The sequence below is a fragment of the Actinopolyspora mortivallis DSM 44261 genome (genome assembly GCF_000384035.1).
Lineage (GTDB): Bacteria > Actinomycetota > Actinomycetes > Mycobacteriales > Pseudonocardiaceae > Actinopolyspora > Actinopolyspora mortivallis.
On record NZ_KB913024.1, the window covers coordinates 403924 to 421872 of the forward strand.

Sequence of the window (17949 nt, forward strand, 5' to 3'; positions counted from 1 at the left end):
AATGTGGAAGTCTGCGTCCGAAAGGCCCCCTCCGATAGGTCGTAATGGAGTAATTCTGCTGTGATGCTGACAGCGACACGTGGTCATCGTGTGCGGCGAGCAGTGTTCTCGGGCCCGTGGCGGCGTTAGGGTCTTGGCGTGTCGGTCGATCCAGAGGTTCCACCGCCCGAAACCCCACCGAGTGCTTCGGCCATGCGCCGTGCGTTGCGCAGAGCAGCCGACGGAGTGACGCTGGACGTCACCGAGGCGACGGTGCTGCTGCACGCGCGCGGGTCCGATCTGGACACGCTGTTGGAGGCTGCGGGCCGGGTGCGCGACGCGCACCTGCGCGCCGAGGGCAGACCCGGTGCGGTCAGCTACAGCCGTAAGGTCTTCGTCCCGCTCACCCGCTTGTGCCGGGACCGTTGCCACTACTGCACCTTCGCCACCGTCCCCCATCGGGTGGAAGCGCCGTTCCTCGAACAGGAGGAGGTGCTGGAGATCGCCCGGCGGGGAGCGGAGTCCGGCTGTAAGGAAGCCCTGTTCACCCTCGGCGACCGTCCCGAGGAGCGCTGGTCGGCTGCGGCCGAGTGGCTCCGGCAGCGCGGGTACTCCTCCACCGTCGACTACCTCCGTGCCTGCGCCGTGGCCGTGCTGGAGGAGACCGGCCTGCTGCCGCACCTGAACCCGGGTGTGCTCGGCTGGTCCGAGCTCACCAGGCTCAAACCCGTCGCCCCGAGCATGGGGATGATGCTGGAGACCACGGCGGAACGGCTGTGGTCACGGCCGGGCAACCCCCACTACGCCAGTCCGGACAAGGAACCCGCCGTCCGGTTGCGGGTGCTGGCCGACGCCGGCCGTGTGGCCGTCCCGTTCACCAGCGGAATCCTCCTGGGCATCGGGGAGACCCTGGCCGAACGCGCCGACTCGCTGATGGAACTGCGGGCCACCGCGCGGCAGTACGGGCACCTGCAGGAAGTCATCGTGCAGAACTTCCGGGCCAAACCGGACACGGCCATGCGTGGGATGCCGGACGCCGACCTCCAGGACCTGGCCGCCACCATCGCGGTGGCCCGGCTGTTGCTGCCCTCGGGGGTGAGTGTGCAGGCCCCGCCGAACCTGGTGGGGCAGGAGCACGGGCTGATGCTGCGGGCCGGTATCGACGACTGGGGCGGTGTGTCCCCGGTGACCCCGGACCACGTGAACCCGGAACGCCCCTGGCCGCACCTGGACGAGCTCGCCCGACGCACGGCGGAGGGCGGGTTCGAGCTGCGGGAGCGGCTGACCGCCTACCCGAGGTACGTGCGGGCCGGACTGGCCGGGGACGGCATCCCCTGGCTGGACCCGAGGGTGGCCGGGCACGTGGCCGAGCTGGCCGACCCCGACGGGATGGCCCGTACCGGGGTGAGCCCGGTCGGTATGCCGTGGCAGGAGCCGGACGGTGGGCTGGAGTCGTTGGGACGCACCGATCTCAACATCAGCATCGACACCGAGGGGCGCGGCACCGAACGGCGGGGCGACTTCGACAGCGTCTACGGCGACTGGGAGGAACTGCGCGCCAAGCTCCCCGCCGGACAGGTGCCGGAACGACTCGACTCCGAGGTGGCCGAAGGGCTCCGGCTGGCCGAGCGGAACCCGGCGGCGCTGTTGGAGGAGGCCAACTCCTCGGCGGCGATGGCGTTGCTGACCTGCGACGGTGCCGGGTTGGACGAACTGGCCCTGCTGGCCGACCGGCTGCGTGCCGACGTGGTGGGCGCCGACGTCACCTACGTGGTCAACCGCAACATCAACTTCTCGAACGTGTGCTACGTGGGCTGCCGGTTCTGCGCCTTCGCGCAGCGGGAGCGGGACGCGGACGCCTTCCGCCTCTCCCCGGAGGAGGTGGCCGACCGGGCCGAGGAGGCCCGCCGTCACGGAGCCACCGAGGTGTGCATGCAGGGCGGCATCGACCCGAAGCTTCCGGTGGAGGCCTACGCGAACCTGGTGCGGGCGGTCAAGGACCGGGTGCCCGACATGCACGTGCACGCCTTCAGCCCGATGGAGATCGTCAGCGCCGCGGCCAAGGCGGGCGTGAGCGTGGAGGAGTGGCTGACCGAGCTGCGGGACGCGGGGCTGGACACGATCCCGGGCACGGCCGCCGAGATCCTGGACGACGACGTGCGCTGGGTGCTGACCAAGGGGAAGCTGCCCGCCGCCGAGTGGATCGACGTGGTCACCACCGCCCACCGCCTGGGCATCCGCTCCTCGTCGACGATGATGTACGGCCACGTGGACACCCCGGAACACTGGCTGGGGCATCTGCGCACCCTGGCCGGGGTGCAGGACACCGCCCGCGAGAACGGTGCCGCCGGTTTCACCGAGTTCGTCGCGTTGCCCTTCGTGCACCGCAACGCGCCGATCTATCTCGCCGGACTGGCTCGGCCCGGACCCACGCGGCGGGACAACCGGGCGGTGCACGCGATGGCGCGGCTGGCGTTGCACGGGCGCGTGGACAACGTGCAGTGCTCGTGGGTGAAGCTGGGCGACGAGGGCACGGTCGAGGTGCTGCGCGGCGGCGCCAACGACCTCGGCGGCACGCTCATGGAGGAGACCATCAGCCGGATGGCCGGTTCCGAGCACGGTTCGCAGCGCACGATCGAACAGCTGCACGAGGTCTCACGACGTGCCGGACGACACGCGCGGCAGCGCGACACCTCCTACGGCCCGGCCCCGGTGGTCCAGCTCGGATCGCTGGGCTGAGCGGGGGGTGCTCCTCGGGAGGTCGTGATCCGGGGGAGTCGTCCCCGTCACCGCCGACGAACCGGGGGACGGTGACCGTACGAGCCCCGCACCGCGGGATCCGGTGGAAGAAACATCACGGTAGCGGGCAACCTCGTCCCCCACTCGGACGTCCCCCGGTCGTCGACCGGTGTCCGTGGAGCGGGAGCACCCGTGTCCGCCCCGGCGCGTCCGGCGGGACGGGACCGTTTACGATCTTCGCGGTCACCACACGATCGTGGAACATCGCACAGCTTTTCGGTGACGCGGTGTTTCGGGGTGCGCGGGCTCGGGCGACACATGCGGGGTGCCCGGGGCACCGCCGCGATCGCGACTCGAGAGAACCGACGAAGGAGGACACGGCTCGTGCGTGAACACTGGGCCGCCGTGGCGGTGTCGCTGTCGACGCTGGTGCTGACCCTGTTGACCGGAGGTGTGGCCCGTGCCGCCACCTCCGAGACGGTGTCAGGGGCCGCCGCGGGGCCGATGGAGACCCTCAGCCCCCAGGTCGGGGTCATCGCGGTGGTGTTCGGTGTCCTCGGCATGATCGTGGGTGCGCTGCGGCGCAAGCGGGTCCCCGTGCAACCGGAGAACCAGCGCAGGAGCTGAAAGGTCCTCACGCTCACCGGCGCTCGTCCTCCCGCCCCACAGCCCCTCGGGCGAAAACCCCTGGCGGCGTTCTGCCAGAATCGACGGTGTGCACAGCGAGAGTTCCGTGACCGAGGAGAGCGGCGCGTCGTCGAAGCGTCCGCGCGTCTTCTCCGGTATTCAGCCCACGTCCGGTTCCTTCCAGCTGGGGAACTATCTCGGAGCCCTGCGCAACTGGATAGCCCTGCAGGACACCCACGACGCCTTCTACTGCGTGGTCGATCTGCACTCGATCACCATCCCCAAGGAACCGGAAGAGCTGCGCGAGAACACCCGCAACGCCGCTGCCCAGCTGTTGGCGTTGGGGATCGACCCGGAACGCAGCACGCTGTTCGTGCAGAGTCACGTTCCCGAGCACACCCGGTTGAGCTGGGTCCTGGAGTGCCTGACCGGATACGGCGAGGCCGCCCGGATGACCCAGTTCAAGGACAAGGCGGCCCGGCAGGAGGACGAGCACGTCAGCGTCGGGCTGTTCACCTACCCCGCGTTGATGGCCGCCGACATCCTGCTCTACGGGACCGACCTGGTCCCCGTGGGCGAGGACCAGCGCCAGCACCTGGAACTGAGCCGCAACCTGGCCCAGCGGTTCAACTCCCGCTTCGGGCGGACCTTCGTGGTCCCCGAGGCCCACATTCCCACCGACACGGCCCGGATCTTCGACCTGCAGGACCCGACGGCGAAGATGAGCAAGTCGGTTCCCTCGGGGGTCGTGGAGTTCATGGACGACCCCAAGCGCGCGGCGAAGAAGATCCGTTCCGCGGTGACCGACAACGAACGCGACATCCGCTACGACCCCGAGAACAAGCCCGGCGTGAGCAACCTGCTGGTGATCTACTCGGGGATGACCGGCAGGTCCGTGAGCGAGCTGGAGGCCGCCTACGAGGGCAGCGGCTACGGGGACCTCAAGAAGGACCTCGGTGCGGTGCTCTCCGACTTCCTCACGCCCTTCCAGAGCCGGGTCCGGCAGTACCTGGACGATCCGGCCGAGCTGGACAAGGTGCTGCGCCGTGGTGCCGAACGGGCCCGCGCGGTGGCCGCCGAGACCGTACGCACGGCCTACGACCGGGTGGGTTTCCTCCCTCCGGTGGGCTGAACTGATCCTTTTGGGGTAATCTCCGCACCGACGTCCGTACGGCGCGGAGGTGAGCAGTGGCCGACCGCAGTCAGCCAGCGCGCACCGCGCACCGGCAGCCCGCCCCGGGGCGGATCGAGCTGTACCGCAGGCGTCACCCGTGGTTCGACCGGCTCGTGCGGGCCGCCCAGCGGTACCAGCGCAACTACGGGGACTACTACGCGGCGGCCATCACCTACTTCAGCGTGCTGGCGCTGGTCCCGCTGCTGATGATCGCCTTCGCGGCGGCGGGGCTGGTGCTGGCCAGCAACCCGGCGCTGCTGGAGCGGCTGCGTGGGGCCATCTCCGAGTCGGTGCCCAGCGCGCAGCTGAGCGAGCTGGTCAACGGGATCGTGGCCGAGGCCGTCGAGCAGGCCGGCGCGGTCGGCGTGATCGGCCTGGTGGCCGCGCTGTACTCCGGGCTCGGCTGGATGGGCAACCTGCGTGAGGCCCTCACCGCCCAGTGGGGGCAGGGACCCACGTCCCTCTCCCTGCCGCGACGCATGCTCGCCGACCTGCTGGCGCTGCTCGGGCTGGGACTGGCGATGCTCGTCTCCTTCGGCCTCAGCGCGGTCGGGGGCGGCGTCGGTCGGATGCTGCTCCGCCTGGCCGGGATCCAGCACACCACCCTGGCCTCGCTGGTGCTGTGGGCGTTGGCCCTGGTGCTGTCCCTGGCGGCCAGCTGGCTGGTCTTCCTGTGGGTGCTGGCCAGGCTGCCCCGGCAACCCGTGGTGCTGCGCACCGCGCTGTGGGGGGCGTTGTTCGCCGCCGTCGGCTTCGAGGTGCTCAAACAGGTGGGCGTGGTGTACCTGAACAGCCTGAGCGGTTCTCCCGCCGCGGCCGCTTTCGGGCCGGTGCTCGGGCTGCTGGTGTTCGCCTATCTGACCTCACGGTTCCTGCTGTTCGTCACGGCCTGGACGGCCTCGGCCGGGGAGAACCTGCGGATGATCCCGCCGGAACCCCCGGCGCGCGCGGTGATCACCCCGGTGGTCTCCCGGGGTGGGGGCTCCCGGACGATGCTGGGGGTCTTCGGGGTCGGCGTGCTGCTCGGATGGTTGACCCGGCGGCGCCGATGAGGAGAGGTCCCGCGGGGGCGGGCTAGCGTGGCCTGCGGCGGTACAGCAGCACGACGACCAGCACCGCCACGGCCCCCAGTGCCGTCGTGACGATGATCCTCGGCAGCACCGAACCCCGGGTCGTCTCGGTGGAGCCGGCGGTCTGCCCGGCGTCGTGCCGCTCCGACGGGGGTGCCGTCCCGGTGGTTTCCTCGGGGACGCGGTCGACGAGCTCACCGACCGAGGAGGACCCCTCGGCCAGCCGGAAACCGTAGTCGAGCAGTGCGGCTGCCTGGTCGGACATGGCCACCGGGCGGCGTTCCCCACGCAGCAGCACCGCGGCCACTCTGTGCCCGTCCCGGTGCGCGGCCACCACCCTGGTGTGTCTGGCGTCGTCGGTGAAACCGGTCTTTCCGAACAGCGCCCCCGGGTAGTTCCGGACCACGCGGCTGTCGCTGGCGATCCGCAGCGGCGGCTCTCCGGGTGGAGTGGGCAGCTCGGCCCGGTGTTGCCCGGCGATCCGGGCGAACTCGGGGTTGTTCATGGCCGCTCGCAGGATCAGCGCGAGATCGTAGGCGGAGGTAGTCATCCCGGGCCCGTCCAGCCCGGAGGGGGTGGCCGCCCGGGTGTCGGTGGCCCGGAGCCGTTCGGCGAGCTCGTTCATCAGCCGCAGGGTGCGGGTGGTGCCGCCCAGCTTCCGGGCCAGGGCGTGCGCGGCGTCGTTGCCGGACTGCAGCAGCAGCCCGGACAGCAGTTGGCGAACCGTGTAGGTGACCCCGGGTTCCAGCCCCACCGAGCTGCCCTCCGTCTCCGCGTCCGCGCGGGTGGCGGTGACGGTGTCGGAGGTGTCCAGCTCGCGGAGCGCCACCAGTGCCGTGAGAATCTTGATCACCGAGGCGGGGCGGTGTCGTCCGTGCGGGTTCTTCGCCGCCAGCACCGTCCCCTCGTCCAGGTCGGCCACGACCCAGCTGCCCGAGGTGACCGTTTCCGGAGGCCCCGGATGCCGTGCGGGGGTGACCACGCCGCACTCCCCCATACGTGGGCCGCCGAGCGCCTGTTCCGGCACCGGCAGCGGCGGCGGGGAGGACTCCCCCGGTGGGGGGACTTCGGAGCTGTCCACCGGCGGTGGAGGGAGGGTGGCGTTCGGGCAGGAGGCCTGTTGGTGTCGGAGAGCGAGGGCGGGGGAGGGCAGGACCAGCGCGGCGAACACCGCCACCAGGGTCGCGAGAACCGGTAGGACACGTCCGGAAGCTGTACGCACTCGCCTCAGCCTAGATCATTCACCGCCGTGCCGTGTTCCGCCGAACGACCCCGTCCGGGTGTGTGCGCGGCCACGCACGATACTGGGAACGTGCGCATCACACGTGGTACGGGGCTGGCGCTGCTCCTCTTCGGTGTCTGGTCGTGGCTGCTGTGGCCGACCTTCCTCACGAACATCCTCCGCAGCGAGAACTCCTGGTCGGGAGGTTCCCCCACGGGCTTCCTGTGGGTGCACCTGGCGATCGGGGTCGTCTCGCTGGTGCTGGGCACCGCGATCGGTGTGCTCGGTTGGCGGGGCTACCGGGCGGCGGGCCGGCGGGACTGAATCCCGGGGCGCCGTCGCGTGCCGAGACCGGGCGACAGCCCGCGCGAAGCGGTCGTGCCCGTCTCCGCGCGGGAACGACCGCTTCGCGCGGGCATCGTGTGCCCGCCTTCAGCGCCTGCGGAACATCAGGGCCCGCTTGACCTCCTGGATGGCCTTGGTGACCTGGATGCCGCGCGGGCAGGCGTCGGTGCAGTTGAACGTGGTCCGGCAGCGCCACACCCCGTCGACGTCGTTGAGGATGTCCAGCCGCTCCTCGGCGGCCTCGTCCCTGCTGTCGAAGATGAACCGGTGCGCGTTGACGATCGCCGCCGGGCCGAAGTAGGAGCCCTCGGACCAGTACACCGGGCACGAGGTGGTGCACGCCGCGCACAGGATGCACTTGGTGGTGTCGTCGAAACGTTCCCGTTCGGCGACCGACTGGATCCGTTCCCGGGTGGGCTCGTTGCCCGTGGCCACCAGGTAGGGCTTGATCGCCCGGTAGGCCTCGAAGAACGGCTCCATGTTGACCAGCAGGTCCTTCTCCACGGGAAGCCCCTTGATCGGCTCCACCGTGATGGTGGTCTCGCCCTTCTTGGCGAACATGTCCTTCATGAGGACCTTGCAGGCCAGTCGGTTGACGCCGTTGATCCGCATGGCGTCGGAGCCGCAGACACCGTGGGCGCAGGAACGCCGGAAGGTCAGCGTCCCGTCGATGTACCACTTGATGTAGTGCAGCAGGTTGAGCACACGGTCGCTGGGCAACGCCGGGATCCGGTAGGACTCCCAGTGCAGGTCGTCGTCGACCTCCGGGTTGTACCGTTCGATCTTGACCGTGACCATCGTGGCGCCCTCCGGAACGGGAGGGGCGTCCGAGGGAAGGTCGGCGGTGGTGCTGTTCGTGGTGGGGGCGGTCATCAGTACTTACGCTCCATCGGCTGGTACCGGGTCACGGTGACGGGCTTGTACTCCAGACGGATGTCCGAGCGGAATCCGGTCAGACCGAGCGGCGCGTTCGGATCCTCCTCCTCGGGCAGCTGCTTGTACTGCATGCTGTGCCGCATGAAGTTGGTGTCGTCCCGCGTGGTGTAGTCCTCGCGGGCGTGCCCGCCCCGGGATTCCTTGCGGGCCAACGCGGAGTTGACCAGGGCCTCGGCGAGGTCGAGCAGAAAGCCCAGCTCGACGGCCTCCAGGAGGTCGTGGTTGTAGCGTTTGCCCTTGTCGTGGACGGCTATCCGACCGTACCGCTCCTTGAGCAGCTGCACGTCCGACAACGCCTGCTTGAGGGTCTCCTCGGTACGGTAGACCGAGGCGTTGGCGTCCATCGTCTCCTGCAGGGCGGTGCGGATGTTGGCCACCCGCTCGCCGCCCTCGGCGGTGCGCAGGTGGTCGACCATGCCCTCGACCAGCTTGGCCGGCTGCTCGGGCAGCTCCAGGAAGTCGTGCTGGTTGGCGTACTCGGCCGCGGCGATGCCGGCGCGCCTGCCGAAGACGTTGATGTCCAGCAGGGAGTTGGTGCCCAGCCGGTTGGAGCCGTGCACCGACACGCAGGCCACCTCACCTGCCGCGTACAGGCCGGGTACGGTGTTCTCGTTGTCGGCCAGCACCTCGGCGTCCACGTTGGTGGGAACCCCGCCCATGGCGTAGTGCGCCGTCGGATAGACCGGGACCGGTTCGTGCAGCGGCTCCACGCCGAGGTAGGTGCGGGAGAACTCCGTGATGTCGGGGAGCTTGCTCTCCAGCACGTCCTCGCCTAGGTGGGTGACGTCCAGCAGCACGTGGTCCTTGTTGGGGCCCGCGCCACGTCCCTCCAGCACCTCCAGAGCCATGGAGCGGGCCACGATGTCCCGGGGAGCGAGGTCCTTGATGGTGGGGGCGTAGCGCTCCATGAACCGCTCGCCGTCGGCGTTGCGCAGGATGCCGCCCTCGCCGCGCACCGCCTCGGAGATCAGGATGCCCAGCCCGGCCAGCCCGGTCGGGTGGAACTGGTAGAACTCCATGTCCTCCAGCGGCAGCCCCTTGCGGTAGATGATGCCCATCCCGTCACCGGTGAGGGTGTGCGCGTTGGAGGTGGTCTTGAAGACCTTGCCGAAACCGCCGGTGGCGAAGATCACCGACTTGGCCTGGAAGACGTGGATCTCCCCGGTGGCGAGTTCGTAGGCGACCGCTCCGGTGCAGTGCTGGGTACCGTCGGAGCCGGGGGTCATGGTGATGTCGAGCACGTAGAACTCGTTGAAGAACTCGACCCCGTGCTTGATGCAGTTCTGGTACAGCGTCTGCAGGATCATGTGGCCGGTGCGGTCGGCCGCGTAGCAGGAGCGCCGTACCGGGGCCTTGCCGTGGTCCCTGGTGTGCCCGCCGAAACGGCGCTGGTCGATGCGCCCCTCCGGGGTGCGGTTGAACGGCAGCCCCATCTTCTCCAGGTCGAGCACCGCGTCGATGGCCTCCTTGGCCATGACCTCGGCCGCGTCCTGGTCGACCAGGTAGTCACCGCCCTTGATGGTGTCGAAGGTGTGCCACTCCCAGTTGTCCTCCTCGACGTTGGCGAGGGCGGCACACATCCCACCCTGGGCGGCCCCGGTGTGGGACCGGGTGGGGTAGAGCTTGGTCAGCACGGCGGTGCGGGAGCGCTGACCGGCCTCGATCGCGGCGCGCATACCCGCGCCACCCGCACCGACGACGACCACGTCGTACTTGTGGAATTGCATGGGGTCTCCTTGGCTCGTCGCCTGCCGGGCTGGTCAGCTGATGTTCGGGTCGAAGGTGAACAGCACGTAGGTCCCCAACACCACGATCAGCACGATCGAGCAGTACAGCAGCATCTTCAGCCAGAAGCGGGTACGGTCGGAACGCGAGTAGTCGTTGATGACCGTACGCAGTCCGTTGCCGCCGTGCAGTCCCGCGAGCCAGAGCATCACCAGGTCCCAGACCTGCCAGAAGGGGGACGCCCAGCGTCCCGCCACGAAGGCGAAGTTGATGCGGTGGACACCGCCGTCCAGGAACAGCATGATCAGCATGTGTCCGAGGACGAGGAACAGCAGCACGACACCGGACAGCCGCATGAAGATCCAGCTGTAGAGCTCGAAGTTGCTGCGGCGGGCGGCGGGCCGCGTCGAGGAACGCGGTTTGTCGACGGAAAGTGGTGCTTCGGTCGTGGTCATGATGGTACTAGCCCCCGAACAGTTCCGTGACGGCACGAGTGATCATGCTGATGGCGGCCGGGATGATCAGCACCAGCCAAAGCACCAGAACGGTCCACAGCATCGGCCGCTGGAACCTCGGGCCCTCGGACCAGAAGTCGACGAGCATCACCCGAATTCCGTTGAACGCGTGGAAGAGCACCGCCGCGAGCAGGCCGAGCTCGAACACGATCATCAGTGGGTGCTTGTAGGTGTTGATCACCGTGTCGTACGCGTTCGGCGAGACCCGCACCAGCGCGGTGTCCAGGACGTGTACGAACAGGAAGAAGAAGGTGAGCACGCCCGTGATGCGGTGGGCGACCCACGACCACATGCCCAGGTCGCCGCGGTAGAGAGTGCCCTTGGCGCGGGGCCTGACGGCCTCACGCGGGGTTCCCTCCGCCGCGGTGGCGGTTGTACTGGCCATGACGGAAGGCCTCCAACGTCGCTGGTGGACTCCGGATCCGTCCCGGCGCTCGCGCGGATCGACCCCGTGACGGCGCGGTGCCCGCGCCAGTGCCGATTACCCGAACGGACCCTTGACTCATGGGATGCTAGACCCGCGTTGTTCGGCTGTCCTACTCGCATGTGCTCGCTGTGATCGAGCAGACAGCCCCACGGGGATGGTTGATCGATGTAGTCGCGCCGTCACGGGACGCGGGGGAAATCGTTTCCCCGGTGTCAAGGAGTACGTCCGAGAAATGTGTCACCGGCATCGTATTCCGGTGTTCCTTCGCGGGTGTGCGGGGGGTGGGCAGCCGTGTCGAGCCCACCCCGTCAAGGAAAACGATTCGTTTTTCGGTGTGCGGGGCCCTTCCCGTGCGGTGGTCGGCCGTCGGGCGAGGCACCGTTCGTGAGCGGCACCGTCCGCGCCGAGCGGCTATCTTGAAGGGGCGTTCGGTCCGGTGGACGAGGCCCGCGGATTCCACCGGACCACTCGAAGGAGCGGGAGGCCGGACATGGACGACGACGGTTCCGTCGACTGGCCCGCGCTGCGTGCGGCGGCGACCTTCGCGGCCGAACACGCCTACTGCCCCTACTCCGGTCTCGCCGTGGGGGCCGCGGCGCGCTGTACCGACGGCCGGGTGGTCGTCGGGTGCAACGTCGAGAACGCCTCCTACGGGGTGACCCTGTGCGCGGAGTGCACGCTGGTGGGGGAACTCCGCATGAGCGGAGGCGGCGGCCTGGTGGCGGTCTCGTGCCGGGACGGGCGGGGCGAGCTGGTGATGCCCTGCGGCCGGTGTCGACAGCTGCTCCACGAGATGGGCGGGCCGGAGTGCCTGGTGGACACCCCCGAGGAGGTCCTGCCGGTGCGCCGGTTGTTGCCCCACGCCTTCGGTACGTCCCCCTGACGTCCGGATCTCCGAGGGGAACAATCACGGGCGACGACCGAACCCCGTGAGACCGAGGGAGGACGAATGCGGCACACCGCCGTGGAGGTCATCCGGAGCAAACGGGACGGACACCGACTCTCACGGGAGCGGATCCGCTGGGTCGTGGACGCCTACACGCGGGGCGAGGTGGCCGAGGAGCAGATGTCGGCACTGGCCATGGCCGTGCTGCTGCGGGGGATGGACGCGCGGGAGACGGCGGACTGGACCAGGGCGATGGTCGACTCCGGTCGCACCGTGGATTTGGGCGGTCTGGGCCGCCCCACGGTGGACAAGCACTCCACGGGTGGGGTGGGTGACAAGGTCACACTGGCGCTGACTCCCCTGGTGGCCTCCTGCGGCGCGGCCGTACCCCAGCTGTCCGGGCGCGGTCTCGGACACACCGGCGGGACGCTGGACAAGCTGGAGTCGATCCCGGGATGGCGTTGTCGGCTCTCGGACGAGCGGATGTGGCACGCCCTGGAGGAGGTGGGGGCCGTGATCCGTGCCGCCGACGAGCGGATCGCTCCCGCCGACCGCAAGCTGTACGCGTTGCGGGACGTCACCGCGACGGTGGAGTCCGTTCCGCTGATAGCCAGCTCGATCATGAGCAAGAAGATCGCCGAGGGAACGGCCGCGCTGGTTCTCGACGTCAAGTGCGGTTCGGGGGCGTTCATGAAGGACCGGCGGCGGGCGGGGGAACTGGCCGAGACGTTGATCTCCCTCGGCGCGGCCACCGGGGTGCGTACCAGCGCGCTGCTGACCGACATGGACGTTCCACTGGGGGAGAACGTGGGAAACTCCCTGGAGGTGGCCGAGGCCGTGCGGGTGCTGCGCGGCGAGGGACCTGCCGACGTGACCGAACTCACGCTGGCGCTGGCCCGCGAGATGCTCGCGCTGTGCGGGCTGGACGACACCGACCCCGCCGAGAAGCTGGTCAGCGGCGCGGCGTACCGAACCTGGCGTGACCTGGTGCGCGTCCAGGGCGGGGACCCGGACGCCGCGCTGGAGGAGGCCGCCCACGTGCACACCGTCCACGCGCCGCGCACTGGGTTCGTGACCGGACCGGACGCCCACGCCGTCGGAGTGGCCGCCCGCCGTCTGGGGGCGGGGCGACTCCGCAGGGAGGACGCGGTGCGGCCCGGAGCGGGTGTGCGGTGTCTGGCCAAGCGGGGGGACCGGGTCACCGAGGGTGATCCGGTGCTGGAGCTGCACACCGACGATCCGGAGGCGGTCGAGGACGCGGTGTGGCTGCTGGAGGGGGCCTACGGGGTCACCGACTCCCCCGTGGAGACCCGTCCGGTGGTGCTGGAGCACCGTTCCGGAGTCTCCGAGCGATGAGGGCGGGTCCCGCCGTCGTCCCGACGGCGGGACGTGTCCGCTCGCTCCGTGCCGCTCGACACCGGCTCCGCGTCCGGGGAGGAGTCTGTGTCGGCTCCGCCCCGTGAATCCCCGCGTGCGGGGTGACGAAGCCTACTGCGCCTGTTACGCCGTGTCGGCCGTGTAGTCGTCGTCGGGACCCTCGCCGTTCTGCTTGTCCGGCTCCCGCTTGGCGCTCTTGGAGCGACCACGCCGTTGCTGTTGCCGGGGCAGGGCGGTCGGGGGGGACACCGAGGAGCTGTTCGCGGGAGCTCCGCCGCCGAGGATCAGCTCGGCGAACGTGGCCATGGCCTCGTCGAGCTGGCCCGCGTGCTTGCGTTCGCTCTCCTCGTTGGCGTTGCGAACCAGCGAGTCCAGCGCCTCCGCGTCGGGACGCTCGGCGAGACTGCCCTGCAACCGGGACAGGTCGTTGCCCAGCGTGCTGCCGACGTCCCCGATCCGTTCGGTGACTCCGCTCTCGACCGAGTCGAGCCTGTTGTTGACGTTCTCCTCCACGGAGTCGATGCGCCCGGAGACCTCGTCCAGCCTGTTCGCCAGCGATTCGAGTCGTTCGGCGAGCTGCTGGAGCCGTTCGGTGGGGTCCACCGCCGGACGTTCCGCGAGGGCGTCCAGCTTCCCGTTGATCTTCTCCGAACTCTCGGAGACGGTCTCTCCGACACCGTTGCGGATCTCCTGGGCGGCCTCGGTGACCGACCGCTGCAACGATTCCCTGGTGCCGTCGAGGTGTTCGTGGACGCCCTCGTCGATCTCGGTGAACCGGCTGCGCAGTCCGGTCTCCATCTGTTCGAGGCGTTCCCGGATCGGCTCCTGCACGGAGCCGGGGACCTCGTCGAGCCGGGCGTCCTGTTTGTCCAGTTGCTGTCCCAGCTCCTCCAGTCGCTTGTGGACGTGCGCGAGTTTGTCCTCGAGCCCGTCCATGCGGCCCGTGACCCCGTCGAAACGGCCCGCTATACCGTCGAGACGGCCGTCCAGCTGGGCGAACGGCTTGGAGAGTTTGTCGGCGAGTCCTTCGACCTGGGTGTTCAGGCCGGAGATCGCGTTCTCCTGGGATTCCAGTTTGGATAGTGCTTCGTCGAGTCGTTCGGCGAGCACGCTGACTTCGGTGCGATCGGGCAGCTCGGACAGCCGTTTGCGTACGGAGCCGAGGGACTCCAGCGGCGACATCCGGGCGTTGATCTCGTCGAGAGCGTCGAAGATCTGCTGTTGTTCGCTTTCGCGGATCTCCGCTGCCCGCGTCAGCATGTTCCGCATACGGTCGAACGACACCGTGTCTTGGCTGTTCTCATTCACGGCAAAGGTCGTCCTTCGTCGAGGGGGAGGGAGAGGACTAGTGGAGCGTAGCGAGTAGATCTTCTCTGCGTCAGACACCCCCCGGAACTTTTCACGAACGCGGTGGTCGTTATTCCTGCTTTCGGGGGAACGGCCCGCGTCTTTTCGCCGGTCGAGGAGGACTCCGCGAATCCCCGCCGAATCGGGGGAGTGCCGTTCGCCGGGGAGCACCCCTCGGAAACGCCCCGTCCCCCTCCCGTGGGGCAGGGAAGAGCACGGACCCGCCGAGGACGCGCTCGGAGACCGGTGTTTTCGGACACGAGCCACACGTGACCACAGTACTACCTTCCGGCAACGGCGCGGGTGGGGTAGCACCGCGCCGGAGGGGCCCGCACGAGGAGAGGGGCGGCCACGAGGGACACTTCCGTCTTTCCGGGAACGGCCGGGGGTGCCCGCCCCGCGTGCGACACCGGCGGACCGGTGCCGTACGCGGACGGCGAGGTCGTCAGTGCACGCGCAGTCTCGCCTCGAAGTTCTCCACCAGTTCACGCCACTTGGCGACCTCGTCGTCGAACGGGGGTGTGGGGGGAAGCCGGTTCGGGTCGGGACGCAGCACGAAGGAGATCATCCAGCCGAGACGTTCCGAGGGGTGCAACGCGGCCTCCACGCTCTCGTCCCCGGCCCAGGCGGCGGCGTCGACGAGCAGCTCCTCGGCGAGGTCGAGCTGGGTCGGGTCCACCTCGGTGGGACCTTCGGCCAGGTCGTTGTCCAGCCCGTCGAGCAGGTAGGTGTTGTCCGGTTCCACCTCGATGTCGAGCTCGCCGGAGGTGGCCCTGTTCCGGACCCGCTGCCAGGTGACCACCCGGGCGAGGTCGGTGTTGTCGGCCTTGTCCTCGGCGAGGAAACGAGCCAGTGCCCGGGGTGAGGTGCACACGTCCACACTGCCGTCCGAACCGAGGAACACCGGCTCGTCGTCGAGGTAGCAGCGCAGCGAGTAGTACTCCGTGCCTCCGGTGATGATCCGGATCGGGTCGATCCCGATCTCGCGCCAGAACCCCGGTTCCCGCTCGTCCTCCTCCTCGTCGTCGATCCGTTCCACCTCGGCGGTGTCGGTCAACCCCGTGGGGGAGTCGTCGCTTTCCAGGGCCTCACCGAGTTCGCTCTCGGCGGTGGCCACCGCGGTGGGATCGACCTCGGGCACGGCCACGACCCCGTCGATGGCGTCGAGTACCTCGTCCCAGCGTTCGGCCACCACCTGACACAGCTTGGTCCAACGCCGCTGTCCCTCCCTGCCGTTGAAGGCGATCGTGCCCTCACCGAGCAGGTCGAATCCCTCGGCGGCCTCCAGGACCTCGGTCACGGTCTCCAGCTCGCACACCTCGGCCAGGGACCGCGCCATCTCGACGATCTCGGACAGCTCGTTGAGCGTCCAGGTGTCCGGAGGCTCGGCGACGAGCTCGGGAACACCGACCAGGTCGTACTGGTGCTCCTCGTCCGGGCTGAGATCCACCGCGGACAGGGCGGGAATCACGTGCCAGGCGGGGTGGTCGTCGAGGTCGTTGGCCGCACCGGACCTGACGAACGCGGCCAGGTGGGCGGGGTCGGGGAACGCGTACAGATTCTCTTCGTGACCGAGAAAGGCTTCCCATTCCTCACCTTCCTCGCGCCAACGGGGAGCCCAGAGGGTGACCAGATCGCCCTGCGGCAGCCCGAGCTCGATCGGGACGATGTCCTGCGCCATCTTGCTACCTCCGGTCGCCGAAGCAGACGCTGCCGAAGCCTACGGGACGGGAAATGATCGTCGGTACGGTGTCGCTCCGCGTCAGAGCGGTCCGCACTACGCTACCTTCGGTCGGATCGCCGCTTCCGACGGTGCCGCCGAAGCACGTCCCCCCGTAGGGAGGAGAGCCTCCGGGAAGTGGTCGGGCGGAGGAGAGGCACACCGCTCGCGAGGAGCGGAGGCGATCGGTCACGGTTGGCGGTACCCAGCGGGGCGGGTCGGGACGATCATGAACCGGATGGACGTCACCCTGCTGTGGACCGAGATCACGGTGTGGCTCGCCGAGCACGCCCCCGCCACGGCGGCCGGACTGAGACGGGCGGTGCCCCCTCCCGACCTGGACACCCTCGAGGAGGGCTTCGCCGTGGGGCTTCCGTCGCAGCTGCGACAGTGGTGGTCCTGCTGTGGCGGGGCGGACGGGGACACGCTGGTGGAGGTGTTCCCACCGTGCTACACGCCCTACGGCGCGGCGGAGTCCTGGCGGGTGTGGTCCGGCTTCCGGGAACTCTGGGGCGACAGGTGGCAACGCCCCACCTGTGACTACTACGCCGGCTCGGCGGGCAGCAGCTTCCACCCGGCCTGGATCCCGATCGCGGGGGACGGGTTCTCCGACGAGCTGGTGATCGACCTGAGACCCGGTCCCCTGCGGGGCTGTGTGCTCGCATGGGAGCAGGAGACGCGTCGGGTGGGGCCTCCGATGTGGCCGGACCTGGTCACGCTGCTGACCGACGTGTACCGGGCGTTGACCGAGGGAACCTCGGCCGGTTACAGCCGCGCCACCGTCACCGCCGAGGGCAGGCTGGACTGGCAGATCCGCTGAGTCCTCGTTCCGCCCGGAGCGCGTGTCCCGTCACGGGTCCCCTCCGTCCGTGACGGGGTCCAGCAGCGCCCGCAGTTGCCGCGTGTAGGTGTCGAAGGCGGCGCGGCCCTCCTCGGTGAGCGCCACGTAGGTGGTGCCGCGCCCCGTTCCGGTCTTGACGCTGTCGGTGTATCCCGCCTCCTCCAGCCTGCGCAGATGCGTGATCAGGTTCCCCGGTGTCATGTCCAGCAGTTCCCGCAACCGCCCGAAGGCGATCCGGTCTCCGCTCGGCAGGGTGGCGAGGGTGGTCATGACCCGTAGTCTGGCCTGGGCGTGGATGATCGGATCGAGATGGACGTCGGCGGAGTCCATCACCGGCCTCCCGCCATGGCACCACCGCCACCGGCCAGTGGCGAGGGTCGTGCGCGTCCGCGCAGTGCGCACACCGTCGCCGCCACCAGGAAACCACCCCCGCCGGCCAGGGACATGACCAGGTAGTGGTTCGGGATGCCGGTGAAACCACCGGTCGCGTTGATCAGCAGGACCCACACGCCGACACCGTAGTGCAGCCGGTCCCCGGTCAGCGCGCCGCCGCTCAGGTAGAGCACTCCCACCAGCAGTGCTGAGCCACTGGTCCAGAGCATGGCGTAGACGTCGTCGGAGATGCCGAGTCGTGCGGTGGCGGCGATCACCATGCCGAGCGTGACGAAGCCGAGCGCCCAGGCCCACCCGTACATCGCTCCGGAGCGTCGCGAGGGCCCGCGCAGCCCACGCAGACTGCTCGTGAGATGCCAGGCTGTGACGACGGCGGCCATGACCAACAGGCCGAAGAAGGCGCACAGCGCGTACCAGAACGGAACGGCCAGCACCGCGTCCGGTCCGGTGGCCAGGTACAACTCTCCGAACCCCAGTCCCCAGGCGGCGCCCCAGACCCCGAACAGCAGCCCCGGGCTGACGTCGAGGGCCCGTTCGGTGCGCTGGTGCTGCTGTTCGGTGATGGCCAGCATCTCCGCCGGTGACGGGCTCGGGGTCTCGGAGGCGTGTTTCTCGGTCATCTTCTA

Annotated in this window: 17 protein-coding genes; 8 read left to right on the forward strand and 9 right to left on the reverse strand. The window is 69.4% G+C overall.

From position 1 onward, the window contains the following. The first annotated feature begins 138 nt into the window (after nt 1–138). The 4 genes from ACTMO_RS0102030 (at nt 139) to yhjD (ending at nt 5571) form a co-directional block, all read left to right on the forward strand. Nucleotides 139–2718, forward strand: a complete 2580-nt coding sequence (locus ACTMO_RS0102030) for a bifunctional FO biosynthesis protein CofGH (protein WP_026448776.1) — start codon at nt 139–141, stop codon at nt 2716–2718. 384 nt (nt 2719–3102) lie between these two features. Continuing rightward, entirely contained in the window at nt 3103–3345 is a 243-nt protein-coding gene (locus tag ACTMO_RS0102035; protein ID WP_019852987.1) for a hypothetical protein, read from the forward strand. 88 nt (nt 3346–3433) lie between these two features. Further along, on the forward strand, nt 3434–4477 hold the full coding sequence (gene trpS / locus ACTMO_RS0102040; RefSeq protein WP_019852988.1) for a tryptophan--tRNA ligase: 1044 nt from the start codon (nt 3434–3436) through the stop codon (nt 4475–4477). Between the two features lie 56 nt (nt 4478–4533). Then, nucleotides 4534–5571, forward strand: a complete 1038-nt coding sequence (gene yhjD, locus ACTMO_RS0102045; RefSeq protein WP_019852989.1) for an inner membrane protein YhjD — start codon at nt 4534–4536, stop codon at nt 5569–5571. Nucleotides 5572–5593: 22 nt separating this feature from the next. Here the strand turns inward: yhjD and ACTMO_RS0102050 are convergent, their stop codons facing one another. Next, a complete protein-coding gene (locus tag ACTMO_RS0102050; protein ID WP_211212888.1) occupies nt 5594–6811 on the reverse strand; it encodes a D-alanyl-D-alanine carboxypeptidase family protein in 1218 nt (405 codons plus the stop codon). A 90-nt stretch (nt 6812–6901) separates the two neighbouring features. Between ACTMO_RS0102050 and ACTMO_RS0102055 the strand changes: the two genes are divergently transcribed. Next, a complete protein-coding gene (locus ACTMO_RS0102055) occupies nt 6902–7135 on the forward strand; it encodes an SCO4848 family membrane protein (RefSeq protein ID WP_019852991.1) in 234 nt (77 codons plus the stop codon). A gap of 108 nt (nt 7136–7243) precedes the next feature. Here ACTMO_RS0102055 and ACTMO_RS0102060 read toward each other — a convergent pair whose 3' ends face one another. Genes ACTMO_RS0102060 through sdhC form a run of 4 tightly spaced genes read right to left on the reverse strand, consistent with a single transcriptional unit; the run spans nt 7244 to nt 10717 of the window. Next, nucleotides 7244–8029 carry a succinate dehydrogenase iron-sulfur subunit gene (locus tag ACTMO_RS0102060; RefSeq protein WP_019852992.1) on the reverse strand — a complete coding sequence of 262 codons (786 nt, stop codon included), beginning with the start codon at nt 8027–8029 and terminating at the stop codon, nt 7244–7246. Beyond that, nucleotides 8029–9819, reverse strand: coding sequence for a succinate dehydrogenase flavoprotein subunit (gene sdhA / locus ACTMO_RS0102065; RefSeq protein WP_019852993.1), 1791 nt, complete (start codon nt 9817–9819; stop codon nt 8029–8031). The genes ACTMO_RS0102060 and sdhA overlap by 1 nt, the downstream gene beginning before the upstream one ends. A 33-nt stretch (nt 9820–9852) precedes the next feature. Continuing rightward, nucleotides 9853–10272, reverse strand: coding sequence for a succinate dehydrogenase hydrophobic membrane anchor subunit (locus ACTMO_RS0102070; protein WP_019852994.1), 420 nt, complete (start codon nt 10270–10272; stop codon nt 9853–9855). Nucleotides 10273–10279: 7 nt separating this feature from the next. Then, nucleotides 10280–10717: a succinate dehydrogenase, cytochrome b556 subunit gene (gene sdhC / locus ACTMO_RS0102075; protein WP_019852995.1), complete on the reverse strand. Its 438-nt coding sequence runs from the start codon at nt 10715–10717 to the stop codon at nt 10280–10282. A 532-nt stretch (nt 10718–11249) separates the two neighbouring features. On the opposite strand from sdhC, the gene ACTMO_RS0102080 reads away from it, so the two are divergent. Together ACTMO_RS0102080 and ACTMO_RS0102085 are read left to right on the forward strand one after the other, a co-directional pair. Then, complete coding sequence (locus ACTMO_RS0102080) at nt 11250–11642, forward strand: cytidine deaminase (protein ID WP_019852996.1); 393 nt, start codon at nt 11250–11252, stop codon at nt 11640–11642. Nucleotides 11643–11708: 66 nt separating this feature from the next. Further along, nucleotides 11709–13001, forward strand: coding sequence for a thymidine phosphorylase (locus tag ACTMO_RS0102085; RefSeq protein WP_019852997.1), 1293 nt, complete (start codon nt 11709–11711; stop codon nt 12999–13001). Nucleotides 13002–13145: 144 nt separating this feature from the next. On the opposite strand, the gene ACTMO_RS0102090 is transcribed toward ACTMO_RS0102085, so the two are convergent. Together ACTMO_RS0102090 and ACTMO_RS0102095 are read right to left on the reverse strand one after the other, a co-directional pair. After that, nucleotides 13146–14330 (reverse strand): coiled-coil domain-containing protein, encoded by a 1185-nt coding sequence (locus ACTMO_RS0102090; RefSeq protein WP_026448779.1) that lies wholly within the window; start codon nt 14328–14330, stop codon nt 13146–13148. Between the two features lie 484 nt (nt 14331–14814). Then, the gene (locus ACTMO_RS0102095; RefSeq protein ID WP_019852999.1) at nt 14815–16050 is read right to left on the reverse strand and encodes a hypothetical protein; all 1236 of its coding nucleotides are present in this window, start codon (nt 16048–16050) and stop codon (nt 14815–14817) included. Nucleotides 16051–16318: 268 nt separating this feature from the next. On the opposite strand from ACTMO_RS0102095, the gene ACTMO_RS0102100 reads away from it, so the two are divergent. After that, complete coding sequence (locus ACTMO_RS0102100; RefSeq protein WP_019853000.1) at nt 16319–16909, forward strand: SMI1/KNR4 family protein; 591 nt, start codon at nt 16319–16321, stop codon at nt 16907–16909. A gap of 30 nt (nt 16910–16939) precedes the next feature. On the opposite strand, the gene ACTMO_RS0102105 is transcribed toward ACTMO_RS0102100, so the two are convergent. Continuing rightward, nucleotides 16940–17260 (reverse strand): transcriptional regulator, encoded by a 321-nt coding sequence (locus ACTMO_RS0102105; protein ID WP_019853001.1) that lies wholly within the window; start codon nt 17258–17260, stop codon nt 16940–16942. Then, on the reverse strand, nt 17260–17943 hold the full coding sequence (locus ACTMO_RS20080) for a hypothetical protein (RefSeq protein ID WP_019853002.1): 684 nt from the start codon (nt 17941–17943) through the stop codon (nt 17260–17262). The genes ACTMO_RS0102105 and ACTMO_RS20080 overlap by 1 nt, the downstream gene beginning before the upstream one ends. Nucleotides 17944–17949: the final 6 nt, after the last annotated feature.

What these genes read in the sequence shown, in the direction of transcription:
- ACTMO_RS0102060 (WP_019852992.1), bottom strand. Translation starts at nt 8,029, where the DNA reads ATGACCGCCCCCACCACGAACAGCACCACCGCCGACCTTCCCTCGGAC.
- sdhA (WP_019852993.1), bottom strand. Translation starts at nt 9,819, where the DNA reads ATGCAATTCCACAAGTACGACGTGGTCGTCGTCGGTGCGGGTGGCGCG.
- ACTMO_RS0102070 (WP_019852994.1), bottom strand. Translation starts at nt 10,272, where the DNA reads ATGACCACGACCGAAGCACCACTTTCCGTCGACAAACCGCGTTCCTCG.
- sdhC (WP_019852995.1), bottom strand. Translation starts at nt 10,717, where the DNA reads ATGGCCAGTACAACCGCCACCGCGGCGGAGGGAACCCCGCGTGAGGCC.
- ACTMO_RS0102080 (WP_019852996.1), top strand. Translation starts at nt 11,250, where the DNA reads ATGGACGACGACGGTTCCGTCGACTGGCCCGCGCTGCGTGCGGCGGCG.
- ACTMO_RS0102085 (WP_019852997.1), top strand. Translation starts at nt 11,709, where the DNA reads ATGCGGCACACCGCCGTGGAGGTCATCCGGAGCAAACGGGACGGACAC.
- ACTMO_RS0102095 (WP_019852999.1), bottom strand. Translation starts at nt 16,050, where the DNA reads ATGGCGCAGGACATCGTCCCGATCGAGCTCGGGCTGCCGCAGGGCGAT.
- ACTMO_RS0102100 (WP_019853000.1), top strand. Translation starts at nt 16,319, where the DNA reads ATGAACCGGATGGACGTCACCCTGCTGTGGACCGAGATCACGGTGTGG.
- ACTMO_RS0102105 (WP_019853001.1), bottom strand. Translation starts at nt 17,260, where the DNA reads ATGGACTCCGCCGACGTCCATCTCGATCCGATCATCCACGCCCAGGCC.
- ACTMO_RS20080 (WP_019853002.1), bottom strand. Translation starts at nt 17,943, where the DNA reads ATGACCGAGAAACACGCCTCCGAGACCCCGAGCCCGTCACCGGCGGAG.